Below are 21,812 nucleotides of genomic sequence, written 5' to 3' on the forward strand. Positions count from 1 at the left end.
TGGGAGGCGTCTTGCGCCGCGTAGTCTGCCCGGGGTCGTTCGACCCCATCACCAATGGCCACCTCGACATCATCGGCCGTTCCGCACGGCTGTACGACGAGGTGACCGTGGCAGTCCTCATCAACGTCGAGAAGAGCAGCCTGTTCACGGTTGACGAACGGATCGAGATCCTGCAGACCGTGACCAAGGAGTACCCGAACGTCAAGGTGCAGAAGTTCCACGGCCTGCTGGTCGACTTCTGCAGGCAGCAGGACATCCCCGCCATCGTCAAGGGCATCAGGGTGGTCAGCGACTTCGACTACGAGCTGCAGATGGCGCAGCTCAACTACCGACTGTCGGGGGTCGAGACCCTGTTCATGCCCACGAACCCCGAGTACTCGTTCCTGTCCTCCTCCCGGGTGAAGGAGATCGCCCGATATGGTGGGGACGTCTCGGGTCTGGTGCCCGATCTGGTGCACAAGCTGCTCATCGAGCGGCTCAGAGGCTGACCGCGAGCTGCTATCCTTTCATTTCGGCCTTGTACGACGGCGATTGTTTTCGCCATGCCTAGCGAGAGCAGGATGACTCAGCACCTCGACCCCCGCTCCCCGTGGGTGATCTCCACTCATGACCTGGGTAAGCGACCGGGGACGATGCGCCAGATGACCCTGACGCTCCCGGCTCCGGCGGACCTCGGCGTCGACATGATCGGTGTCCCCAAAGACGCCGAAGTCGAGCTGGATCTCCGGCTCGAAGCAGTGATGGAAGGCGTGCTCGTCTCAGGCACGGCGCAGGCCCCGCTCGCCGGGGAGTGCGCGCGGTGCCTCGACCCGGTCTCCTCGGAGATCGAGGTCGGCATGCAGGAGCTGTTCTTCTACTCCGACGAGGACGCCTCGGAGGAGGACTCGCTGCTCGACGGCGAGCTGTTCGATCTCGAGCCGACGTTCCGCGACGCGGTGGTGCTCGCACTGCCGTTGAGCCCCGTGTGCCGCGAGGACTGCGAGGGGCTCTGCACGGAGTGCGGGATCAAGCTGGCCGAGGCCGGCGACGATCACCGGCACGAGAAGATCGACGCCCGGTGGGCGTCGTTGCAAGGTCTGATTACCGACAAAGATAACGATCAGGAGAAGTGACGTGGCCGTCCCGAAGCGAAAGATGTCGCGGAGCAACACCCGCGCCCGTCGCTCCCAGTGGAAGACGACTGCTGTCGCCCTGGTGAGCTGCCCGCAGTGCCGTTCGCCCAAGCAGCCGCACATCGCGTGCCCCACCTGCGGCACCTACAACCGTCGTCAGGTCATCGAGCCGTCCGCCTGATCTCGTAGCAGTTGACGTGATGCCGACCGGGTGCCAAAGTGCCTCGGTCGGCGTTAACGTCTCAGATGCGTGCGGCGGCGGTTCGCCCGCGGCCGTGGTGGACGCCGGGGCTAACGCGTTACCCCGACGCCCACCACGTTTTCGGGCATCTTCCGCAGCCGGCGCGCCATAGGAAGATGTCCGAGGAGGAAGCACGTGGGCGCAGGTCCTAAGCCGGTGGCCGTCGAGGTCGCCAGAGACGAACTGGAGCGGGTCCTTTCGGTCGGCCTGGACCCCGACATCCTGGAGCGGGCGCTGACGCACCGCTCCTACGCGTACGAGAACGGCGGCCTGCCCACCAACGAGCGCCTGGAGTTCCTCGGCGACTCGGTGCTGGGCCTGGTGGTCACCGACACCCTCTACCGCAACCACCCCGACCTGCCGGAAGGCCAGCTCGCGAAGCTGCGTGCCGCGGTGGTCAACATGCGTGCGCTGGCCGACGTGGCCAGGGGCCTCGGCCTGGGCCGGTTCCTGCGGCTCGGCAGGGGCGAGGAGGGCACCGGCGGGCGCGACAAGTCCTCCATCCTGGCCGACACCCTCGAGGCGCTGATCGGCGCGATCTACGTCGACAAGGGCCTCGACGAGGCGTTCCGGGTGGTGCACCTGCTGTTCGACCCGCTGATCGTCCGCTCGGCCTCACTCGGCGCCGGGCTCGACTGGAAGACCTCGCTGCAGGAGCTGACCGCCTCCGAGGCGCTCGGGGTGCCCGAGTACCACGTCGAGGAGAGCGGGCCCGACCACGCCAAGTCGTTCACGGCCATGGTGCGGGTCGGCGGCGAGTCGTACGGGTCGGGCACCGGGCGCAGCAAGAAGGAGGCCGAGCAGCAGGCGGCCGAGGCGGCGTGGACCCGCATCAGGGCCCGCCGCGACCAGCGCGAGAGCCAGCCCGCGGGCTGAGCCCGCCGGGGAAGGCACGCAGGCCTCCCGGCGTTGACCGCAGGGTGAGAGTTGTGTAACCCCGTTCGGAAGAGGTCAGAGGTGCCTGAGCTGCCGGAGGTCGAGGTCGTCAGGCGCGGCCTCGCGCAATGGGTGACCGGGCGCGAGATCGCCTCGGCGGAGGTGCTGCACCCCCGCGCGATCAGGCGGCACGTGCCCGGGGCCGACGAGTTCGCCGCGCGCCTCAAGGGCCGCACGGTGCTGTCGGCCGAACGCCGCGGCAAGTACCTGTGGCTGCCGCTGTCGGGCGCGGGCGAGGCGCTCATGGCCCACCTGGGGATGAGCGGCCAGCTCCTGGTCGTGCAGCCCGACTCGCCACTGGAGAAGCACCTGCGGGTACGCCTGCGCTTCGAGGACGGCGGCCCCGACCTGCGCTTCGTGGACCAGCGCACGTTCGGCCACGTCATGCTCAGCCCTCTGGCGGGCGGCGTGCCGGAGCCGATCGCGCACATCGCCCCCGACCCGTTCGAGGCGGCGTTCGACGAGGCCGAGTTCACCCGCAGGCTCAGGGCCAAGCGCACCGAGATCAAGCGGGCGCTGCTCGACCAGTCGCTGATCAGCGGCGTCGGCAACATCTACGCCGACGAGGCCCTGTGGATCGCCAGGCTGCACTGGGCCCGGCCGACGGAGACGCTGACCAGGCCCAAGGTGGCCGAGCTGCTGACGGCCGTGCGCACCGTCATGGGGGCCGCCCTCGAACAGGGCGGCACCTCGTTCGACAGCCTGTACGTGGACGTCAACGGCGAGAGCGGCTACTTCGAGCGCTCGCTGGAGGTGTACGGGCGGCGCGACCTGCCCTGTTCCCGCTGCGGCACCGCCATCAGGCGCGAGGCGTTCATGAACCGCTCGTCCTACTCCTGCCCCCGATGCCAGCGACGGCCGCGCTGATCACGGCGAGCGCCGCTCCCGCCCCCATCACCGCCGAGACCGACAGCCCGTCGGCGATCCGGCCGCCGGCCAGCGCGCCGAGCGCGATCGAGACGTTGAAGGCGCCGACGAACAGCGCCGTGCCCAGCTCGCCGCCGCCCGAGCGCATGATCCACAGCTGCAGCGTCACCCCGACACCGCCGTAGCCCACACCCCAGACCACGAGCGGGATCAGCGCGGGCACGCCGGTCAGCACCAGCGCCGCCATGGCCGCCGCCATGAGTGTGACCAGCGTGATCAGGGTCAGCCGGGGGTTCCTGGCCGCGCGGGCGCCGGCGGCGAAGTTGCCCGCGACGCCCGCGGCGCCGTACAGGAGGAGTGCGGTGCTCACGAGGGCGGGGCCGGCGTGCGGGACCTCCTCCAGAAACGGGCGGACGTAGGTGTAGGCCACGAAGTGGCCGGAGACGGTCAGGGCCGTCAGGACCAGGACGAGCTTGAGCGGCCCTGAGAGCCACGAGGAGCGCTTTTCCGGCACGGGTGACGATTCAGGGCCCGGCAGCGGCTCAGGCTCCGGCAGGGGCTTCAGCGGCGGCAGCGACGCGGCCAGCAACGCGAGCAGGGCCAGCGCCAGCACCCCCGCGGCGGCGAACGCGCTGCGCCACCCCGCGAACGACGAGACGAACGTCGCCGCGGGCACCCCCAGCACCGACGCCACGGAGACCCCGCCCAGGATGATCGACGTGGCCCGCCCGACGGCCCGTTCCGGGACCAGCCGGGGCCCCAGCCCAGCCGCGAACGCCCAGAACCCGCCGATGCTCACCCCGGTCAGCACCCTGGCGGCCAGCAGGACGGGATAGGCGGGCGCCGCCGCTGCCATCAGGTTCGCCACCGCCAGCAGCGCCATCAGCCCCAGCAGGACGTGCCGCCGGTCGGCCCGGCGCGCGGCGATCGCCAGGAGGGGCGCGGCCGCCGCGGCCACCAGCCCGGGCGCCGTCATCGTCAACCCGGCCGTGCCCGCCGAGACCCCCAGGTCGACGGCCATCGAGGTGAGCAGGCCCACCGGTAACATCTCGCTGGTCACCACGGTGAACGTGCCCACCGCCACCGAGGTCACGGCGAGCCAGCGCGCCTGTACGGAAACAGCTGTCACAGTCATGCGGCCCAGCCTCTTGCCGCCCGCGAGCGGGAACAATGACGAAGCCCGAAGGCTTGGTTTAGGTGGGCTAAGCGATCGAGCCGGGGGCGGGGCATGGAGTTCAGGGAGCTGGAGTGCTTCATCGTGCTCAGCGAGGAGCTGCACTTCGCCCGTACGGCGGAGCGGCTCTACCTGTCGCCCGGCCGGGTGAGCCAGCTCATGCGCTCCCTGGAGACCAGGATCGGCGGCCGCCTCTTCGACCGGACGAGCAGGCGCGTGCGGCTGACGCCGCTCGGCGAACGTTTCCTGGCCGACCTGCGGCCCGCCTACGACGGCATGGCGCAGGCCGTGACCAGGGCCAGGGCGGCGGCGCGCGAGGTGACCGGGGTGATCAGGGTCGGGTTCCTGGCCACGCCGACGGACGTCGTGACGGGCAGCGTGCGCGCCTTCGAGCGCCGCAACCCCGGGTGCGCGGTCGAGCTGGTGGAGATCCCGCTCTCCGACCCCTTCAGCAAGCTGCGGGCGGGGCTGGTGGACATCGCGTTCACGCTGCTGCCGGTGGACGAGCCGGACCTGGTGACCGGTGAGGGGCTGAACCACGTCTCCCACCTGCTCGGCGTCTCCGTCAGGCACCCGCTGGCGGGCCGGACGGGCATGGGGGTGGAGGAGCTGGCCTCCGTTCCGCTGATCGGTCTCGACGGGCCGGCGCCGCGCTCGTGGCACGAGCGGATCGCACCCTCCGTAACCCCTTCCGGACGTCCGATTCCCCGGGCCGGTAAGGTGGCGACCACGCAGGAGGGCCTGACTCAGGTGGCGCTCAACAGGGGCGGCATGTTGTTCTGCACGCCCACGGCGCTCCAGCTCGCCCGCCCCGATCTCAGTTTCGTGCCCGTCACCGGGCTGCCCGCGTCGATCTTGGGCCTGGCCTGGGTACGCGCCAGGGAGACGGCCGCGATCAGGGCGTTCAACGAGGCGGCGGTCCGCGAGTCGGCCATGGCACTGGTCGCGTGAGGGGAATGGGATGTCGGAGAGCGGCGAGAACGTCCGGCTGACGGCCTGGGTGCGGGGCAGGGTCCAGGGGGTGGGCTTCCGCTGGTGGACCCGGGCGCGTGCGCTGGAGCTCGGCCTGGTGGGCTGGGCGCGCAACACCGATGACGGCCGCGTCGAGGTGGTCGCGGAGGGGGAGCGCGAGGCGTGCGTCAAGCTCCTGGAGCTGCTCAGAGGTTGCGACACGCCGGGCAGGGTGGATGGAGTAGTGGAACGCTGGAGCGAACCCCGAGGTAGTTTGGGCGGATTCGTCGAGAGGTAGGGCGTTTCGTCAAACCGCCCAAATAGGGTATAGTTGTATGTCGGGAGTGCCCATCAGTAGGGCTCAGCGGTTCGTTCGACTTGACCGCCCACACTGCCGGTGCGACTCTTGTTAGGTACCACGCGCACCCCTCCCGCGGAATAGAAGTGCGCGAACCAGTCTGGTCACTCAGCGTGGAGGACCCTTTACCATGGCGAAGGCTCTACTCGGCCACGTCGGCGGTCCTGACCCTCGGATGGTCTCGGAGATGCGCCGCCTGCAGCAGCGTATCCGGGATCTGGAGGCAGAACTCATCCGACTTCAGGCCACGAATGACGCTCTTGCAGCGCAAACCCGCGACGAGGCGCTAAGCCGCGTGCAGGAGCGCGAGCCGGCACTCACCTGAGAGTGATCGGAGCGCAAGACCCAGGGACGTCTCGGAGAGGCGTCCCTTGTTATTTGCCCTGAAACTCCTGGCAGGGCGCGGACCCGACTGTAGATGCCCACCTGGGGCAGCTAGGACCAGTAGGCTTTTCCGAGGTCTGTTCAAGGTCCGTTCAGGAGAAGGGGGTCGCGCTTGTACCTGAAGACCCTCACCCTGCGCGGCTTCAAGTCCTTCGCCTCGGCCACCGCACTGCGCTTCGAGCCCGGCATCACCTGCGTGGTCGGCCCCAACGGTTCCGGCAAGTCCAACGTCGTCGACGCTCTCGCCTGGGTCATGGGCGAGCACAGCGCCAAGTCGCTGCGCGGCGGCAAGATGGAGGACGTCATCTTCGCCGGCACCTCCTCCCGGCCCCCGCTGGGCCGCGCCGAGGTGACGCTGACCATCGACAACTCCGACGGCGCGCTGCCGATCGACTACACCGAGGTCACGATCAGCCGGCTGATGTTCAGGTCGGGGCAGAGCGAGTACGCGATCAACGGCGACACCTGCCGCCTCCTCGACATCCAGGAACTGCTGTCCGACTCGGGCATCGGCCGCGAGATGCACGTGATCGTCGGGCAGGGCCAGCTCGACGCCGTGCTGCACGCGGGCCCCGAGGACCGGCGGGCCTTCATCGAAGAGGCCGCGGGCGTGCTCAAGCACCGCAAGCGCAAGGAGAAGGCGCTGCGCAAGCTCGACGCGATGCAGGCCAACCTGACCCGCGTCCAGGACCTCGCCACCGAGCTGCGCCGCCAGCTCAAGCCGCTGGGCCGCCAGGCCGAGATCGCCCGCAAGGCCGCCGTCATCCAGGCCGACCTGCGCGACGCCCGGCTCCGGCTGCTGGCCGACGACGTGTGCATCCTGCGGGCCACGCTGGAGCGCGAGGCCGCCGACGAGGCCGCGATCACGGCCAGGCGGCAGCAGGTGGAGACCGAGCTGGCCCAGGCGCAGCAGCGCGAGGGCGCGCTGGAGGCCGCCGAGGCCGAGGCCCAGCCCCGGCTGGCCGCCGCCCAGGAGACCTACTTCAGGCTGTCCTCGCTGCGCGAGCGCATCACCGGCCTGGAGCAGCTCGCCGCCGAGCGTCACCGCCACGCCCTCGACGCCGCCGCCATCGAGCGCCGCGGCCGCGACCCGGAAGACCTCGAACGCGAGGCCGCCGAGGTGCGCGAGCGGGAGCTCATCCTCAAGGCCGAGCTGGAGCAGGCCCAGGAGCTGCTGGAGGACGCCGTCCAGCGGCGCGCCGAGGCCGAGGCCGGGCTGAGCGCCGAGGAGCAGCGGCTCGCGCTGGCCGCCAGGGCCGCCGCCGACCGCCGCGAGGGCCTGGCCAAGCTGCGCGGCCAGGTCGACTCCGTACGCAGCCGCGCCCGGGCCGCCGGGGAGGAGATCGGGCGCCTCCAGCAGGCCGTGGCCGACGCCGGCGAGCGCGAGCGGCAGGCCAGGGAGGACCTGGAGGCCCAGCGGCTGGAGGAGCCCGCCGCCGATCCCGGGCTGGCCGAGGAGCTGGCCGCCGCGCAGGCCATGGTCGAGGAGGCCGGGGCGGTGGCCGACGAGGCGCGTGCCGTACTCGAAGAGGCCAAGTCCGGTCTCGACGCGCCGCGCGCGGCGCTGCAGGCCGCCAGGTCGGGCGTGGGCACGGCCCGGGCCGCCGACCAGGAGGCGCAGCGCTCCGTCGCCGCCCTCGCCGCCCGCCGCGATGCCCTGGAGCTGGGCCTGGCCAAGGGCGACGGCGGCACGGCGGTGCTCGACGCCGACCTGGCCGGGGTGCTGGGGCCGCTGGCCGCGTCGATGCAGGTGACGCCCGGCGCCGAGTCGGCCGTGGTCGCCGTGCTGGGCCCGGCCGCCGAGGCGATCGCGGTCAAGACCCTGGACACGGCCGTCGAGGCGCTGGAGCTGCTGCGCTCGCAGGGGTCGGGCCAGGCGACGCTGCTGGTGACGGGCAACGGCTTCAACCACGACGCGGGCGGCGAGGAGCACGGTGGGGCCCGGGGTGCGCGGGCGGCGGCTCCCGGCGGCGGCCGGTGGGTGGCCGACCTCGTGACCGTGCCCGACCACCTCCGCCCCGCCCTGGAGCACGTGCTGGCGGACGTCGTGCTCGTGGACGACCTGGAGAGCGCCCGCGCCGTCGCCGAACGCCACCCCCACCTCAGAGCGGTCACCGAGGCCGGCGACCTCGTCAGCGCCCACCTGGCCGCGGGCGGCGCCGAGGGCGGCACGTCCGTCCTCCAGGTACGCGCCGCGCTCGACGAGGCCGTCAGGGACCTGGAGGAGGCCGAGGCCAGGGCGGAGGCCAGCGCCGTAGCCCTGGACGCGGCGGCCGAGGCCGAGCAGGCGGCACAGGCCGCCCTGGAGGCGGCCCAGGCGCACGTCAGCGAGGCCCAGACCGCCGTCACCACCGCCCAGGCAGGGGTGAGCGCGGCCCAGGGCGGCCTCGACCAGGTCAGGGCCCGCCAGCGGGAGTCCGACCAGCGCAACGCCGCGGCGGCGAAGCGGCTGGCCCAGATCGAGGCCGCCGCCAACGCGGCCCGCGACGAGGCCGAGCGCCTGGCCAGGAGCGTGGCCAAGGCGGAGGAGGCCCGCACCGAGCGCCAGGAGGAGCTGGCGGAGCTGGAGATCCGCCTGGCCGAGGCTGAGTACGCCCAGGAGCTGGAGTCCGAGCCCACCACCGACCTGCGCGACGAGCTGGCGGCCACCGTGGAGACCGCCAGGCAGCGCGAGATGGAGACCCGCCTCCAGGTGCGCACCGCCGAGGAGCGCGTCAAGGGCATCGAGGGCCGCGCCGACGGCCTGCTGCGGGCGGCCAGGCGGGAGCGCGAGGAACGCGCCCAGGCGGCCGCTCAGCGCGCCAGGCGCAGGCGCCAGGCCGCGCTGGCCGAGGCCGTCAGCAAGGGCGCCAAGCAGGTGCTGCGAGCGCTCGCCGCCTCCGTCGAGCTGGCCTCCAGGGAGCGCGACGAGGCCGACCTGACCAGGGTGGCCGTGGACGCCGAGCTCAAGCAGGTGCGCCTGCGCGTCCGCGAGCTGGGCCAGGAGCTGGACAAGCTGGTCAACCGGGTGCACGGCAACGAGGTGGCGCGTACCGAGCAGCGGCTGCGGCTGGAGCAGATGGAGCAGCGGGCGCTGGAGGAGTTCGGGGTCGAGGCCGAGTCGCTGGTCGCCGAGTACGGCCCCGAGGCGCCGGTGCCGGGCGAGCCGCCCGTGCCGTACGTGCGCGAGGAGCAGGAGAAGCGGGCCAGGGCGGCCGAGCGGCAGATGAACCAGCTCGGCAAGGTCAACCCGCTCGCGCTGGAGGAGTTCGCGGCCCTGGAGGAGCGGCACTCCTTCCTCAACTCCCAGCTCGAGGACCTCAAGAAGACCAGGCGCGACCTGCTGACCGTGGTCAAGGAGGTCGACGACCGGGTGGAGCAGATGTTCGCCTCGGCGTACGAGGACGTGGCCCGCGAGTTCGAGCAGATCTTCGGCCGGGTGTTCCCCGGCGGCGACGGCCGGCTGGTGCTGACCGATCCCAACGACATGCTGACCACCGGCATCGAGGTCGAGGCCAGGCCGCCGGGCAAGAAGGTCAAGCGGCTGTCGCTGCTGTCGGGCGGCGAGCGGTCGCTGACGGCGGTGGCGTTCCTGATCTCGATCTTCAAGGCGCGGCCGTCGCCGTTCTACGTGATGGACGAGGTCGAGGCGGCACTCGACGACACGAACACGCAGCGGCTGCTCATGCTGTTCGAGGAGCTGAGACAGAGCTCACAGCTCATCGTCATCACCCACAACAAGCGCACGATGGAGATCGCCGACGCGCTCTACGGCGTGTCCATGCGCGGTGACGGCGTGACACAGGTCGTCAGCCAGCGGCTCAGGGAACGCGAATCGGCCTGATCGGTGTGGCCTTGGGCGTGACCATGGTGGTCGATCTGGAAAACTGACATCTTGTGGATGGTTACCTCGGCGTCATCGTGATCGTGGCCGTCGTCGCCCTGCTGGCGGCCGGCGGTCTCTTCCTGCTGTTCAGGCCGGGTCGCAAGGCGGCACCGCCGGTCAAGCCGCCAGAGGCCCCCGTGCTTCCCGAGGAGCAGAAGCGGCCCGCCGGCCCGGGTGAGGAGGCCGAGGGCGCGACCACCACGCTGCCGCCGCCGGTCAAGCCCGCCGAGCCGATGGTGGTCGTGCCGGAGGTCGAGGTTCCGCCGCCGTCCGCGGGCCGGATGGTGCGGCTGCGCTCGCGCCTGGCCCGCTCGCAGAACGCGCTCGGGCGCGGGCTGCTGGAGCTGCTGTCCCGCGACCGGCTCGACGACGAGGTGTGGGACGAGATCGAGGAGAGCCTGATCACCGCCGACGTGGGGGTCGCGCCGACCCGCGCGATGGTGGAGGAGCTGCGCACCAAGGTGAAGGTGCTGGGCAGCCGCACCCAGGCCGAGGTCCGCGGCCTGCTCAGGGAGCAGCTCCTGGCCCAGGTCAACCCCGACCTCGACCGCACGCTGCATGTGCACAAGCACGGCGAGCGGCCCGCGGTCGTGCTCGTCGTGGGCGTGAACGGCACCGGCAAGACCACCACCACAGGCAAGCTGGCCCGCTCCCTGATCGGCGACGGCAAGAAGGTGGTGCTCGGCGCGGCCGACACCTTCCGCGCCGCCGCCGCCGACCAGCTCCAGACGTGGGGCGAGCGGGTGGGCGCCGACACGGTGCGCGGGCCCGAGGGCGGCGACCCGGCGTCCGTGGCGTTCGACGCGGTGGCCAAGGGCATCGAGGAGAAGGTCGACGTCGTGATCGTCGACACCGCCGGGCGGCTGCACACCAAGACCGGGCTCATGGACGAGCTGGGCAAGGTCAAGCGGGTCATCGAGAAGAAGGCCACGGTCGACGAGGTGCTGCTGGTCCTCGACGCGACCACGGGGCAGAACGGGATGCGGCAGGCGCAGGTGTTCGCCGAAGTGGTGAACATCACAGGCATCGCGCTGACCAAGCTCGACGGCACCGCCAAGGGCGGCATCGTGATCTCGGTGCAGCGGGAGCTGGGGGTCCCGGTCAAGCTCGCGGGGCTGGGCGAGGGGCCCGACGATCTGGCGCCGTTCGATCCCGAGGTGTTCGTGGACGCGATCCTCGGCGCGGAGTGAGCTTTCGGGTTCGTCCAAAATCTCTCCGAAACGGCCCTTTACCAGATAAAACCTTGATCGGCGACTTTTCAATGTGTTGACATGTATCGGTCATTTGATCGTTCGGTCCCGTGGGAACGTGAAAGGCCGTCCATGAAGAAGATCGTTGTTCACAAGCCCGGCACCGTGAAGCCGACTGCCGGAGCCGCGCCCAGGCACAGCGCCTGATCCGCTCGTAGCCCGCCGTGCGGGCCCGCGTCCCTCCCCGCCCCTGCCCGCCGTGCTCGGGCGGGGGTCCTCGGGGAGGGACGTGGCCTGCCGGGGGATGGCCGTGGCGGGGTCATGGGTTCAAGCTGGTGCCGTGACAGGGCGCCGGCCGTGGCCACGGCCGGGCGCGGAGGGGTGGGCCGCGAGGGGGCGACGGCCGGGTCGGACCACGGGAGAAGGACCGCTTGGACACGATCTTCATCGACGCCGATCGCCGCATCGGCGGACCGTACACGCTTGCCGCCGCGCTGCTCGGGCACCTGGTCCCGGCAGAGCTGGAGCACCGGCCTGAGCTGGTCGCGGCACACGACATCGAGATCAGGACGGCGGCGCCGCGGTTGCGCGGCGTGGTGCCCGTCCGGCGGCGGTCGCTGGCCGGCGAGCTGCCCAGGGAGCAGCGGGTGCTGGTGCCGGGGGTGCGCCGGAGCCTGCGGATCGCGAACGGGCTGGCGGAGTTCGTCCGCGGCTGCCTGAGCCGCTCAGGGCCGCTCACCGCGTACGTGACGAACCTCGGCGAGGCCGACCACACCGACACCGAGCTGGTGACCGTGCTGCGGCGCAGGCTCGAACCCGGCCTGCTGACCATCGAGGAGGGGCCGTCCCGACCCGGCTCCGGGCCGCTGCCCGCCGACTTCGACCGCTACCGCGACGAGGGCTTCCACCACGCCATGGCCGAGTCGGGCCTGGAGGTGCTGCGCGGGCTGGCGTACGAGGACGACCCCGAACGCTGGCAGCGGCTGCTGCAGCGGGTCGCCGCGGCCCTGGAGGCCGTCGGGCGCGAGGAGGAGGCCCGCGAGCTCTACGACCGCACCAGGCGCCTGAGCACCGACCCCAAGCATCGCGCCACGGCCGCGTACGCCACGGCCATGATCCTGGTACGCCACCACGACCCCGCCCGGCGCGACCCCGAGCAGGCGATGGCCTGGATCAACGAGGCGGTCACGATCACCTCGCTGCTGCCCGACCCGGGAGAACGCGCCTTCCACCTGGGGTTCGACCTCAACGGCAAGGCCCTGGTCGAGCTGCGCAGGGGCCGCAGGGACGCCGCCATGGAGCTGGTGGGGCAGGCCATCGAGCTGGCCGAGACGCACCTGGCGGACGAGCACCCGATCCACCGGCTCGTGCTGTACGCCAACCGGGCCCAGCTCCTGGCCATGGCCGGGCTGCGGGAGGCGGCGCTGGCCGACTACACGCGCGCCGTCGAGGCCGACCCCGGCTACCCCGACTACTACCTCGACCGGGGGAACCTGCTGCACGAGCTGGGCCGCGACGAGGAGGCGCTGGCCGACTACGAGGCGGTCATGCGGCTCAGCCCGCCCTTCCCTGAGGCGTACTACAACCGGTCGGAGGTGCGGTACGCCGCCGGCGACCTCGAAGGGGCCCTCGCGGACCTGGACCACACGCTGGAGCTGGATCCGGGCTTCGCCCCCGCGTACGTCAACCGCTGCGGCATCCACGCGGCGGCCGGCGACTACGCCAGGGCCAGGCGGGACGTGGAGCGTGGCCTGGCGCTGACGCCCGGCGACGCGTACCTGCTGTGCGTGCTCGGCCAGGTGGAGCTGGCCGAGGAGTGTTACCCGGAGGCGCGCATGGCCTTCGACCAGGCGCTGGAGCTCGATCCCGAGCTGGTGCCCGCCTGGGCGGGCCGGGCAGAGCTGGCGTTCGAGCGGGGTGACCACGAGGCGGCGCTGGCGGACCTGACGCGGGCGCTGAAGCTGGAGGAGTCGGCGGAGCTGCTGTTCAACCGGTCGCTGGTGTACCGGGCGGCCGGCCTGGAGGCGCAGGAGCGGGAGGACCTGCTGAGGGCCGCGGAGCTGGCTCCCGAGGACGAGGACGTCCGGCGGGCCCTCTCCCAGCGCGGCCCGTCCTAGCCGTGGGCGCGGGAGGCGTGGAGCGGGCCGATCGGGACGACCAGCGGCGTGCCGGCCACCGGGTCGGCGATGACCTTGGCGTCCAGCTCGAACACCTCCCGCAGCAGGTTCTCGGTGAGCACCTCGTGCGGGGTGCCGGAGGCGATCACCCGGCCGTCGCGCATGGCGACCAGGCGGTCGGCGTAGCGCGCGGCCAGGTTGAGGTCGTGCAGGACCATGACCACCGTACGGCCGGCCTCCTCGTGCAGATGCCGGACGAGCTCCAGCACCTCCACCTGGTGCGCCAGGTCCAGGAACGTGGTCGGCTCGTCGAGCAGCAGCAGGTCCGTGCCCTGGGCCAGGGCCATGGAGATCCACGCCCGCTGCCGCTGCCCGCCCGACAGCTCCTCCAGCGGCCGCTCGGCCAGGTCGGACAGGCCCGTCATGTCGAGCGCCGCCGCGACCGCGCCCTCGTCGTCGGAGGACCACTGCCGGTACCACGTCTGGTGCGGGTGCCGCCCGCGCGCGACCAGGTCGGCGACGGTCAGGCCCTCGGGCGCGGAGGGCGACTGCGGGAGCACGCCGAGGATCTTGGCCACCTCACGGGTGGGGATCCTGTCGATGCGCTTGCCGTCCAGCAGCACCTCGCCGCCCTGGGGCTTGAGCAGCCGGCCGAGGGCGCGCAGCAGCGTGGACTTGCCGCAGCCGTTCGGGCCGATGATGGTGGTCACCGTGCCGGCCTCGATGCCGAGGTCGAGCCCGTCCACGATGACGCGGTCGCCGTACCCGAGCTTGACGCCGGCTGCCTGCAGTCTCACTTTCGCGACCTCCAGATCAGGTGGATCAGGTACGGGGCGCCCAGCACGGCCGTGACGATGCCGACGGGCAGCTCGATGGGGGAGAAGGCGGTCCTGGCGATCAGGTCGGCGGCCGTGGTCAGCACGGCGCCGACGACCGCCGAGCTCAGCAGCGGCGGCCGGCCCGAGCGCACCAGGCGCAGCGCGATCTGCGGCGAGGCCAGGGCCACGAACGCGACCGGCCCGGCGGACGCGACGGCCACGGCGGCCAGCAGCACGGCGGCCAGGATCAGCAGGGCGCGGGACAGGTTCAGGCGGATGCCGAGCCCGGTGACCGTGTCGTCGCCGAAGCGCAGGGCGTCGAGCGAGCGGGTGCCGAGCAGGGTCAGCGGCACCAGGACGGCCAGGGCCAGCGCCGTGGGCGTCACGTGCTCCCAGCCGCGCCCGTTGAGCGAGCCGCTGATCCAGACCATGGCCCTGGCGGTGTCGTTGACGTCGCCGATGGTCAGCAGCCAGAACTTGACGTTGGTGAACACGGCGGCCACGCCGATGCCGACCAGCACCAGGCGGTAGCCGTCCAGGCCGCGCCGCCACGCCAGGCCGTACACGATCGCGGCGCCGGCCAGGCCGCCGAGCAGGGCGAGCAGCGGGATGCCGAGGGTGGCCAGCAGGCCGCCGGCGGTGCCGTACGCGGTGCCGGCGGCCACCAGCCCGGCCACCACGGTGACGGAGGCGCCGGTGGTGACGCCGAGGATCTCGGGGCTGGCCAGCGGGTTGCGGGCGATCGACTGGATGATCGCGCCCGACAGCGCGAGCGCGGCGCCGACCAGGGCGCCGGTGAGCGCGCGGGGCAGGCGCAGCTCCATGATGACGAAGTGGGCGGCGGCGTCGGCGTCGAACGTGCCGGAGAGCACCTCGGGCAGCGTCAGCTCGATCTCGCCGATGCGCATGTTCAGGGCCATGAGCAGGACCAGCAGGGCGAGCCCCGCCACGGTGAGCGTGACACCGCGTGGCCGTACCCGCCAGGAGACGGCGGACATCCGTAGGGTCGTCACAGGCGTACGGGCTTTCTGCGGCGGACCAGGGCGACGAAGAACGGGGCGCCGAGCAGCGCGAGCACCACGCCGACCTCCAGCTCGCCCGGCGGGGCGACGACGCGGCCGATGACGTCGGCGATCAGCAGCAGACCCGCGCCGACCAGCCCCGAGTACGGCAGCAGCCACCGGTGGTCGTTGCCCGACAGGGGGCGCGCCAGGTGCGGCACGATGAGCCCGACGAACGCCAGCGAGCCGCACGCGGCGACGGCCGCGCCCGACAGCAGCGTGACGGCGGCGACGCCGATGGTCCTGGTCCTGGCGATGTTCTGGCCGAGGCTGCGGGCCACGTCCTCGCCGAGGGAGAGCGCGTTGAGCCCGGGGGCGTTCACCAGCGCGAGCACCAGCCCGGCGAGCACGAAGGGGAGCACCTGCCAGACCACGTCGGCGCCCCTGGAGGCGATCGAGCCGGCCTGCCAGAAGCGGAACACGTCCATCGCCTGCTCGTCCAGCAGCACGATGGTCGAGGTCAGGGCGTAGAGCAGGGCGCTGACGGCGGTGCCCGCGAGCGCGAGGGTGACCGGGGTGGGGCCGCTCCTGCCGCCTACCATGCCGAGCGCGAACACGGCCACGCTGGCGACCAGGGCGCCCGCCAGGCCGTACCAGATGTAGGCGAGCAGGCTGGAGGCGCCGAGCAGGATGATCGAGGCCACCATCGCGAACGCCGCCCCCTGCGTGACGCCGAGCAGGCCGGGGTCGGCGAGCGGGTTGCGCGTGTGGCCCTGCATGAGCGCGCCCGCCACGCCGAGCGCGATCCCCGCCAGGACGCCCAGGGCGGTCCTGGGCAGGCGCAGGGAGCGGATGACGAGGTCGTTCTCGGTGCCGGTGGGGGAGGTGAGCGCGTGCCAGGCGTCGGCGAGCGGCACGGACTTGGAGCCGATCGTGACGCTCAGCACGATCGCCACCGCCACGCAGGCGAGCAGCGCGAGCAGCACGGTGACGCGGCGGTGACGGAGGCCATGCAGACGAGGGGCGACGGCGGTTGCGCTCACCCAGGTCCTCCTCAGCTGTGCCTCGTTCCGCTGAAGTATGACAGCTTAGGCTCGCCTTACCTAATTCGAGTGCAGGAAACTGCGCAGGTCCGCCAGGTGGGGCTCGATGTCCAGGCCCTGGTCCGCCAGCCACTGGGGGTTGCCGTACGTGCCCCTGTACCGGTCGCCGCTGTCGCACACCAGGGTCACGATGCTGCCCTGCTCGCCCGCCTCGCGCAGCTCCTGGACGAGGTCCACGCAGGCCGCCAGGTTCGTGCCCGTGGAGCCGCCGACGTCCAGGCCGGTCACCTCGCGGGCCCAGTGCATGGCGGCGATCGAGCGGGCGTCCGGCACGGCGATCATGCGGTCGATGACCATGGGCTGGAACGAGGGCTCCACGCGGGGGCGGCCGATGCCCTCGATCCGCGAGCCGCGCGCGGTCACGGTGGCGTCGCCCGAGGTCCAGCCCGGGTAGAAGGCCGAGCCTTCCGGATCCACGACCGCCAGGCGGGTGGCGTGGCGGCGGTAGCGGATGTAGCGGCCGATGGTGGAGGAGGTGCCGCCGGTGCCGGCGCCGACCACGATCCAGGCAGGTTCCGGGTGGGGTTCGAGGGAGAGCTGGGAGAAGATGGACTCGGCGATGTTGTTGTTGCCGCGCCAGTCGGTGGCCCGCTCGGCGTAGGTGAACTGGTCCATGAAGTGGCCGCCGGTCTCGGCGGCCAGGCGGTGGGACTCGTCGTAGATGGCACGCGGGTCGTCGACCAGGTGACACTTGCCGCCGTAGAACTCGATGAGGTGGATCTTCTCCGGCGACGTGGCCGCCGGCATGACCGCGATGAACGGCAGGCCGAGCAGGCGGGCGAAGTACGCCTCGCTGACGGCCGTGGAGCCGCTGGAGGCCTCCACGATCGTCGTGGACGGGCCGATCCAGCCGTTCGCGAGACCGTACAGGAATAGGGAGCGGGCCAGCCGGTGTTTCAGTGAACCTGTTGGGTGCACCGACTCGTCTTTCAAGTAGAGGTTTACGCCCCAGTGCGAGGGAAGCGGAAAGACGTGCAGATGTGTGTCGCAACTACGGTTGGCATCGGCCTCGACCTTGCGTATGGCCTCAGCCACCCAGCGGCGTGTACCCGAATGGTGCCGGTCCACGAATCTCATCCTCATACGCTATCCCATGTGACTCTCGCCACTATTCCTACAAAATTGGGTGGGTAGTGTTATGATAATGAGACTTGTCCGGCCGTGGACGTGACCACGCACGCCGCGAGCAGATGGACGATCAACCCCTTCTGACCAAGGCGGAGTCTCTAACGCGTCCCTTACCTGGGACTTGCGAAGATAGAACCGCTGTCAGGCGGCTTGTGCCGATTACGGGGGATAGCGCAAGGGGGAATGAATTGATCACTATGACCGATGAGCAGCGCCAGGACTGGTTCGAGCGCGATGTCGTGCCCGTGACGTCGCAGCTGTTCGCCTCCGCCATGCGCCTGACCCGTAACACAGCCGACGCCGAGGACCTGGTGCAGGAGACGGTGGCCAAGGCCTACACGTCGTACCACCAGTTCCGCGAGGGCACCAACCTCAAGGCGTGGCTCCACCGGATCCTGACCAACAACTTCATCAACGACTACCGCAAGAAGCAGCGCTCGCCGAAGCTGTCCGCCGCCGAGGACATCGAGGACTGGCAGCTGCACGCCGCCGAGTCGCACAGCTCGACGGGCCTGCGGTCGGCCGAGACCGAGGCGCTCGACCGGCTGCCCGACAGCGTCGTGATGAACGCCCTCCGCTCGCTCCCCGAGGACTTCCGCGTGGCCGTCTACCTGGCCGACGTCGAGGGGTTCGCCTACAAGGAGATCGCCGAGCGCATGGGCACGCCCATCGGCACCGTGATGTCGCGGCTGCACCGTGGCCGCCGCCAGCTCAGGGGCATGCTGGAGGAGTACGCCCGCGAGGAGGGCGCCGTGCGCCTGCCCGCGCAGCGTGCCGCCTAGTCCCCCATGCTGAGATGGAGGCGGACGCGCAGCAGCCCGTCCTCCGCCCGTAACTCCACCAGGTCGCAGAGCTGCCTGCTGATCCAGAGCCCGTATCCCCGTGGGGATTCGGGCTCTGGTGGTATGTAGCCGGGTAACGGGTCGTCGAGCGCGCCTCCCGGGTCGGCGATCTCGCACACCAGCTCGCCGTCGCCGGTCCACATCGTGATCGTGCCGTACCCGGCCCCGTGCTCGACGCTGTTGGCGGCGATCTCGGACACGCTGATCACCAGCGAGGTGATGAGGTTGCGGTCCATGCCGGCGGCTCTGGCGTAGTCGCCGACGCTCTGGCGCAGCCGCTTCAGCTCCCTGGCGGTGAAGCGGAAGGTGCCGGCGTCGCCGGGCGGCTCGGGCAGCGGGGCCCTGTCGTCGTGCAGCACCAGCTCGTGCGGCTCGACGAACCGGCTGCTGGTCATCTCGCCGTCGGAGCCGAGCAGCACGGGGTGGTTGACCGGGCCGTAGTGGAGCACGGTCTCCGGGACGTGGCGCAGGTCGTACAGGCAGAGCATGACGACCGCCGTCGCGCGGAGCGCGGCGTTGATCACGGAGTCGCAGCGGATGAGCTCCCTGACCTGGCGCCGGCTCATGCCCGTCCAGCTCGGTTCGCCGATCACCAGGGTGCGGCGGCCGCGGGTGTACTCGTGGTAGGCGGCCAGCATCCGGTACGGATGGTCGTACCAGGAGGCGGGCACCCGGCTGTCGACGTCCTCGAAGTCGCGCCCGAGCGCCTCGCGCAGCTGGGCCAGCCTGGCGGCGCCGGTGACCACCAGCACCCGCCTGCCCTCGTCCAGCGCGGCCCGCACCCGCGGCACGGCAAGATCCAGAAAGCACTCATCAGAGTCGTACGGCACGGCCACGTGCTTCAACGACTCACCATCGGAACGTGCCCGCACAGGGCGCACGGGCGAAACGTAGCAAGCGCTAGAGGTGCTGCGCAACGGCTATGAGCGCCACTGCGGCGAGCGCGCATACCACGCCGATCACCTGGACGGCCCGCAGCCGCTCCCCGAGCACGCGGTTGGCCAGCAGCAGCGTGCTGGCGGGGTAGAGCGAGACCAGCACGGCGACCAGGCTGAGCAACCCGTCACGCTGCGCCAGGAGGAAGAGCACGTTCGCCGCCATGTCGAGCACACCGGCCGCCACGATGATCCGCAGCGAGCCGGCGCCGGGCTTGAGCGCGCGCCGGGTCAGCAGCGCCAGCAGGGCCACCGTGGACACCGACGACAGCCGCGCGCCGACCAGCGGCCACAGGCCCGCCTCGTGCGGCGCCATGGCCAGCAGGATGTAGAAGCCGCCGAACCCGGCGCCCGCGGCCAGCGCGGTCAGCACCGAGGAGAGCGAGCCGTGCCCGCCGCCCGAGCTGTCCTGGCTGATCAGCAGCACCGCGCCGAGCGCGAGCAGAACTCCCACCAGGGCCCAGACCTGCGGCCGCTCGCCCGTCGCCAGCCCGAACAGCACGGGCAGCGCGGCCGAGGTGACGGCGGTCGTCGGGGCCACCACCGACATGACGCCCGTGGCCAGGGACCGGTAGAACAGCACCAGGCCGGCGGCCCCCGACAGCCCCGCGGCCAAGCCCCAGGCCAGCGCCGGGTCGCTGTAGGCGCCGGGCAGCAGCGGCAGCAGGCCGAGGATCAGGGCCAGGCCGGCGAGCTGCGAGAGCACGACGACGGAGAGCACCTGCGTGCGCCGCGTGGCCAGGCCGCCGAAGAAGTCCGCCGTGCCGTACACGATCGCGCAGGCGGTGGCCAGGAGCACCGTCACCGTTGATCTCCCCTCGGTTCAATGGAGTGCACTGCCAGTACAACACAAAGAGTACATTCCACTGCAAATCCATTTCACTAGACTGCACTCCCATGGAAGATCCGGAGCTGATCACGCAGGCCATCGCGAACAACGTCCGCGCCCAGCGCGCGCACCGCGGGCTGACGCTCGACGCGCTGGCCGCCAGGTCGGGCGTGAGCAGGGGCATGCTGGTCCAGGTCGAGCAGGGGCGGACGAACCCCAGCGTCTCCACGCTGACCCGGATCGCCTCGGCGCTCGGCGTCACCGTGGCGAGGCTGGTCGAGGTGGCCGACGTGCCGATGGTGCGGGTGGTGGACAAGGCGGACGTGGTCGCGTTCCGCCAGGGGAACGGCGAGGCGCGGCTGCTGGTCGGCGCGGACGTGCCGATGATCCTGGAGCTGTGGGACTGGCGGCTGGCGCCGGGCGAGCACCACGACGGCGACGCCCACCCGGCCGGCACCCGCGAGATGCTGACGGTGCTGGAGGGGGAGCTGACGCTCACGGTGTACGGCAAGAGTCACGTGATAGGCAAGGACGATGCCGTGCTCTTCACCGCCGACCGCCCCCACCGGTACGCGAACAGGGGAGAGGTCGAGCTCAGGTTCGTGATGGTGGTGGCCGAGCCGCGCGAGCCACACGACTCCCGCTATCCTCTGGACTCGCAGGAGTCGCGTGACCAATAAGCGCGAAAGCCCCCCTGATCACCCCCCGGAGTTTCATGATTACTCCATGTCTTGGACGGCTGATGCCCGTTGCTGGGTACATCCCTTGTGTGCGGTGAACGCCAGCGACGATCACCGCGTTGCTGCGGCACGTCGGCAGGGGGTGGCGGGTGAGTGAGGCCCGAGCGGCGACGGAGAAACTCCACGCGGAGCTTCATGGTCTGGGCGTCACCAGCGCGTACGAGATGGGCGACGACGAGACCATCTCCGTATGGATCGGCCTGGTCGTCCGCTACAGGGATGGTTTTTACCGGTGGCAGGAAGGGCCGGTGAAACGTCGGCATCTGGGTACGGATCCGGTCGGATGTGCCATGCGCGTGGCGCGCCGCTACCAGGAATTGCAGGCGGATATCCCACTCTGGTGGGATGACCTGGCCAGGGAGCTGCGGGGGGTACCGGTCCAGGATTATCCGTAGGCCCCCGCATGCGGCGTTTCGGGGGGAAGCATGCGCGTATGGGCCTTGCCGCTGGCCCTAGTCGCCCTGGTGAGCTGCGTGACACAGTCGGTGCCGCGCCGCCAGCAGCAGGCCAGGGTGCAGATCGTGCCGCCGAGGCCGGTCGTCGTCGATCCCGTGGCGCTCGCCAAACGGCTGAGAGCGATGCAGCCGGGCTGGCCGGCCAGCCGCAAGTTCGACTGCGCCCGGCTCAAGTGCGTGGCTCTGACCTTCGACGACGGCCCAGGGGAGCACACCGGGCGGCTGCTGGACATGCTGAGCCGGCGGGACGTGCGGGCCACGTTCTTCGTCATCGGGCAGATGGTCGCCGCCGACAAGGGCGGGCACACGGTCCGGCGCATCGTGGACGAGGGCCACGAGATCGGCAACCACTCCTGGAGCCACCCGCCGCTCGCCGAGCTGCCGCACGAGGAGCTCAAGAAGGAGCTCAAGCACACCGAGGACATCGTGCAGCGGCTCACCGGGGTGCGGATGCGGGTGATGCGGCCGCCGTACGGGTCCACCGACGAGGACGTCGCGGCCGAGACGCGCCGCGAGGGCCTGGCCCAGATCCTGTGGAACGTCGACACCCTCGACTGGCAGGACCGGGTCGCCGCCACCGTGGCCAAGCGGGCGGGCGCCGCCAAACCCGGCTCGATCGTCCTGCTGCACGACATCCACCGCAGCACGGTGGACGCCGTCCCGGCGATGCTCGACACGCTCGGCAAGAAGGGGTACACGTTCGTCACCGTGTCGGAGCTGTACGGCAAGACGCCCGCGCCGGGCCTGACGTACACCGCCCGCTGAC

At 71.3% G+C, this 21,812-nt stretch carries 22 protein-coding genes; 15 read left to right on the plus strand and 7 right to left on the minus strand.

The window, feature by feature from the left end; all coding sequences use genetic code 11:
- Positions 1-11 precede the first annotated feature (11 nt).
- From coaD to mutM, 5 genes are all read left to right on the plus strand, one after another.
- On the plus strand, positions 12-488 hold the full coding sequence (gene coaD, locus HD593_RS06790) for a pantetheine-phosphate adenylyltransferase (protein ID WP_185101352.1): 477 nt from the start codon (positions 12-14) through the stop codon (positions 486-488).
- Between the two features lie 54 nt (positions 489-542).
- A complete protein-coding gene (locus HD593_RS06795) occupies positions 543-1,112 on the plus strand; it encodes a YceD family protein (RefSeq protein WP_185101353.1) in 570 nt (189 codons plus the stop codon).
- A gap of 1 nt (position 1,113) precedes the next feature.
- Positions 1,114-1,293: a 50S ribosomal protein L32 gene (gene rpmF, locus HD593_RS06800; protein ID WP_033409409.1), complete on the plus strand. Its 180-nt coding sequence runs from the start codon at positions 1,114-1,116 to the stop codon at positions 1,291-1,293.
- A gap of 216 nt (positions 1,294-1,509) precedes the next feature.
- Entirely contained in the window at positions 1,510-2,229 is a 720-nt protein-coding gene (gene rnc / locus HD593_RS06805) for a ribonuclease III (RefSeq protein ID WP_185111701.1), read from the plus strand.
- Positions 2,230-2,310: 81 nt separating this feature from the next.
- Complete coding sequence (gene mutM, locus HD593_RS06810; RefSeq protein WP_185101354.1) at positions 2,311-3,156, plus strand: bifunctional DNA-formamidopyrimidine glycosylase/DNA-(apurinic or apyrimidinic site) lyase; 846 nt, start codon at positions 2,311-2,313, stop codon at positions 3,154-3,156.
- On the opposite strand, the gene HD593_RS06815 is transcribed toward mutM, so the two are convergent.
- The gene (locus HD593_RS06815) at positions 3,104-4,291 is read right to left on the minus strand and encodes an MFS transporter (RefSeq protein WP_185101355.1); all 1,188 of its coding nucleotides are present in this window, start codon (positions 4,289-4,291) and stop codon (positions 3,104-3,106) included. The two genes, mutM and HD593_RS06815, sit on opposite strands and share 53 nt — an antisense overlap.
- A gap of 93 nt (positions 4,292-4,384) precedes the next feature.
- Here HD593_RS06815 and HD593_RS06820 point away from each other — a divergent pair, with 93 nt between their 5' ends.
- From HD593_RS06820 to HD593_RS06845, 6 genes are all read left to right on the plus strand, one after another.
- Positions 4,385-5,281: a LysR family transcriptional regulator gene (locus HD593_RS06820; RefSeq protein WP_185101356.1), complete on the plus strand. Its 897-nt coding sequence runs from the start codon at positions 4,385-4,387 to the stop codon at positions 5,279-5,281.
- A gap of 10 nt (positions 5,282-5,291) precedes the next feature.
- Positions 5,292-5,579 carry an acylphosphatase gene (locus HD593_RS06825; RefSeq protein ID WP_185101357.1) on the plus strand — a complete coding sequence of 96 codons (288 nt, stop codon included), beginning with the start codon at positions 5,292-5,294 and terminating at the stop codon, positions 5,577-5,579.
- A gap of 190 nt (positions 5,580-5,769) precedes the next feature.
- Complete coding sequence (locus HD593_RS06830; protein ID WP_043618321.1) at positions 5,770-5,964, plus strand: hypothetical protein; 195 nt, start codon at positions 5,770-5,772, stop codon at positions 5,962-5,964.
- Positions 5,965-6,135: 171 nt separating this feature from the next.
- Positions 6,136-9,846 (plus strand): chromosome segregation protein SMC, encoded by a 3,711-nt coding sequence (smc, locus tag HD593_RS06835; RefSeq protein WP_185101358.1) that lies wholly within the window; start codon positions 6,136-6,138, stop codon positions 9,844-9,846.
- A gap of 53 nt (positions 9,847-9,899) precedes the next feature.
- A complete protein-coding gene (gene ftsY / locus HD593_RS06840) occupies positions 9,900-11,078 on the plus strand; it encodes a signal recognition particle-docking protein FtsY (RefSeq protein ID WP_185101359.1) in 1,179 nt (392 codons plus the stop codon).
- 431 nt (positions 11,079-11,509) lie between these two features.
- On the plus strand, positions 11,510-13,195 hold the full coding sequence (locus tag HD593_RS06845) for a tetratricopeptide repeat protein (RefSeq protein WP_185101360.1): 1,686 nt from the start codon (positions 11,510-11,512) through the stop codon (positions 13,193-13,195).
- Here HD593_RS06845 and HD593_RS06850 read toward each other — a convergent pair.
- Genes HD593_RS06850 through HD593_RS06865 form a run of 4 tightly spaced genes read right to left on the minus strand, consistent with a single transcriptional unit; the run spans position 13,192 to position 17,194 of the window.
- Positions 13,192-13,992: an ABC transporter ATP-binding protein gene (locus HD593_RS06850; RefSeq protein WP_185101361.1), complete on the minus strand. Its 801-nt coding sequence runs from the start codon at positions 13,990-13,992 to the stop codon at positions 13,192-13,194. The genes HD593_RS06845 and HD593_RS06850 overlap by 4 nt on opposite strands.
- Entirely contained in the window at positions 13,989-15,026 is a 1,038-nt protein-coding gene (locus HD593_RS06855) for a FecCD family ABC transporter permease (RefSeq protein WP_312903379.1), read from the minus strand. Before HD593_RS06855 ends, HD593_RS06850 begins: the two co-directional genes overlap by 4 nt.
- Positions 15,023-16,057: a FecCD family ABC transporter permease gene (locus tag HD593_RS06860; RefSeq protein ID WP_185101362.1), complete on the minus strand. Its 1,035-nt coding sequence runs from the start codon at positions 16,055-16,057 to the stop codon at positions 15,023-15,025. The genes HD593_RS06855 and HD593_RS06860 overlap by 4 nt, the downstream gene beginning before the upstream one ends.
- Positions 16,058-16,117: 60 nt before the next feature.
- Complete coding sequence (locus HD593_RS06865) at positions 16,118-17,194, minus strand: PLP-dependent cysteine synthase family protein (RefSeq protein ID WP_185101363.1); 1,077 nt, start codon at positions 17,192-17,194, stop codon at positions 16,118-16,120.
- A gap of 248 nt (positions 17,195-17,442) precedes the next feature.
- Here HD593_RS06865 and HD593_RS06870 point away from each other — a divergent pair, with 248 nt between their 5' ends.
- Complete coding sequence (locus HD593_RS06870; RefSeq protein WP_043618296.1) at positions 17,443-18,027, plus strand: sigma-70 family RNA polymerase sigma factor; 585 nt, start codon at positions 17,443-17,445, stop codon at positions 18,025-18,027.
- On the opposite strand, the gene HD593_RS06875 is transcribed toward HD593_RS06870, so the two are convergent.
- Complete coding sequence (locus HD593_RS06875; protein ID WP_312904429.1) at positions 18,024-18,923, minus strand: anti-sigma factor RsbA family regulatory protein; 900 nt, start codon at positions 18,921-18,923, stop codon at positions 18,024-18,026. The genes HD593_RS06870 and HD593_RS06875 overlap by 4 nt on opposite strands.
- A gap of 64 nt (positions 18,924-18,987) precedes the next feature.
- A complete protein-coding gene (locus HD593_RS06880; RefSeq protein WP_185101365.1) occupies positions 18,988-19,827 on the minus strand; it encodes an EamA family transporter in 840 nt (279 codons plus the stop codon).
- A gap of 92 nt (positions 19,828-19,919) precedes the next feature.
- On the opposite strand from HD593_RS06880, the gene HD593_RS06885 reads away from it, so the two are divergent.
- The 3 genes from HD593_RS06885 to HD593_RS06895 all read left to right on the plus strand — a co-directional run bounded on the left by HD593_RS06885 (position 19,920) and on the right by HD593_RS06895 (position 21,811).
- Positions 19,920-20,531 carry a helix-turn-helix domain-containing protein gene (locus tag HD593_RS06885; RefSeq protein ID WP_185101366.1) on the plus strand — a complete coding sequence of 204 codons (612 nt, stop codon included), beginning with the start codon at positions 19,920-19,922 and terminating at the stop codon, positions 20,529-20,531.
- A 149-nt stretch (positions 20,532-20,680) separates the two neighbouring features.
- The gene (locus HD593_RS06890; RefSeq protein ID WP_185101367.1) at positions 20,681-20,986 is read left to right on the plus strand and encodes a hypothetical protein; all 306 of its coding nucleotides are present in this window, start codon (positions 20,681-20,683) and stop codon (positions 20,984-20,986) included.
- A 78-nt stretch (positions 20,987-21,064) separates the two neighbouring features.
- Positions 21,065-21,811 carry a polysaccharide deacetylase family protein gene (locus HD593_RS06895; protein ID WP_312903380.1) on the plus strand — a complete coding sequence of 249 codons (747 nt, stop codon included), beginning with the start codon at positions 21,065-21,067 and terminating at the stop codon, positions 21,809-21,811.
- Position 21,812: the final 1 nt, after the last annotated feature.

The sequence above is a fragment of the Nonomuraea rubra genome (genome assembly GCF_014207985.1).
GTDB lineage: Bacteria > Actinomycetota > Actinomycetes > Streptosporangiales > Streptosporangiaceae > Nonomuraea > Nonomuraea rubra.

What these genes read in the sequence shown, in the direction of transcription:
- HD593_RS06795 (WP_185101353.1), top strand. Translation starts at nt 543, where the DNA reads ATGCCTAGCGAGAGCAGGATGACTCAGCACCTCGACCCCCGCTCCCCG.
- HD593_RS06815 (WP_185101355.1), bottom strand. Translation starts at nt 4,291, where the DNA reads ATGACTGTGACAGCTGTTTCCGTACAGGCGCGCTGGCTCGCCGTGACC.
- HD593_RS06820 (WP_185101356.1), top strand. Translation starts at nt 4,385, where the DNA reads ATGGAGTTCAGGGAGCTGGAGTGCTTCATCGTGCTCAGCGAGGAGCTG.
- HD593_RS06825 (WP_185101357.1), top strand. Translation starts at nt 5,292, where the DNA reads ATGTCGGAGAGCGGCGAGAACGTCCGGCTGACGGCCTGGGTGCGGGGC.
- HD593_RS06830 (WP_043618321.1), top strand. Translation starts at nt 5,770, where the DNA reads ATGGCGAAGGCTCTACTCGGCCACGTCGGCGGTCCTGACCCTCGGATG.
- HD593_RS06865 (WP_185101363.1), bottom strand. Translation starts at nt 17,194, where the DNA reads ATGAGATTCGTGGACCGGCACCATTCGGGTACACGCCGCTGGGTGGCT.
- HD593_RS06870 (WP_043618296.1), top strand. Translation starts at nt 17,443, where the DNA reads ATGACCGATGAGCAGCGCCAGGACTGGTTCGAGCGCGATGTCGTGCCC.
- HD593_RS06885 (WP_185101366.1), top strand. Translation starts at nt 19,920, where the DNA reads ATGGAAGATCCGGAGCTGATCACGCAGGCCATCGCGAACAACGTCCGC.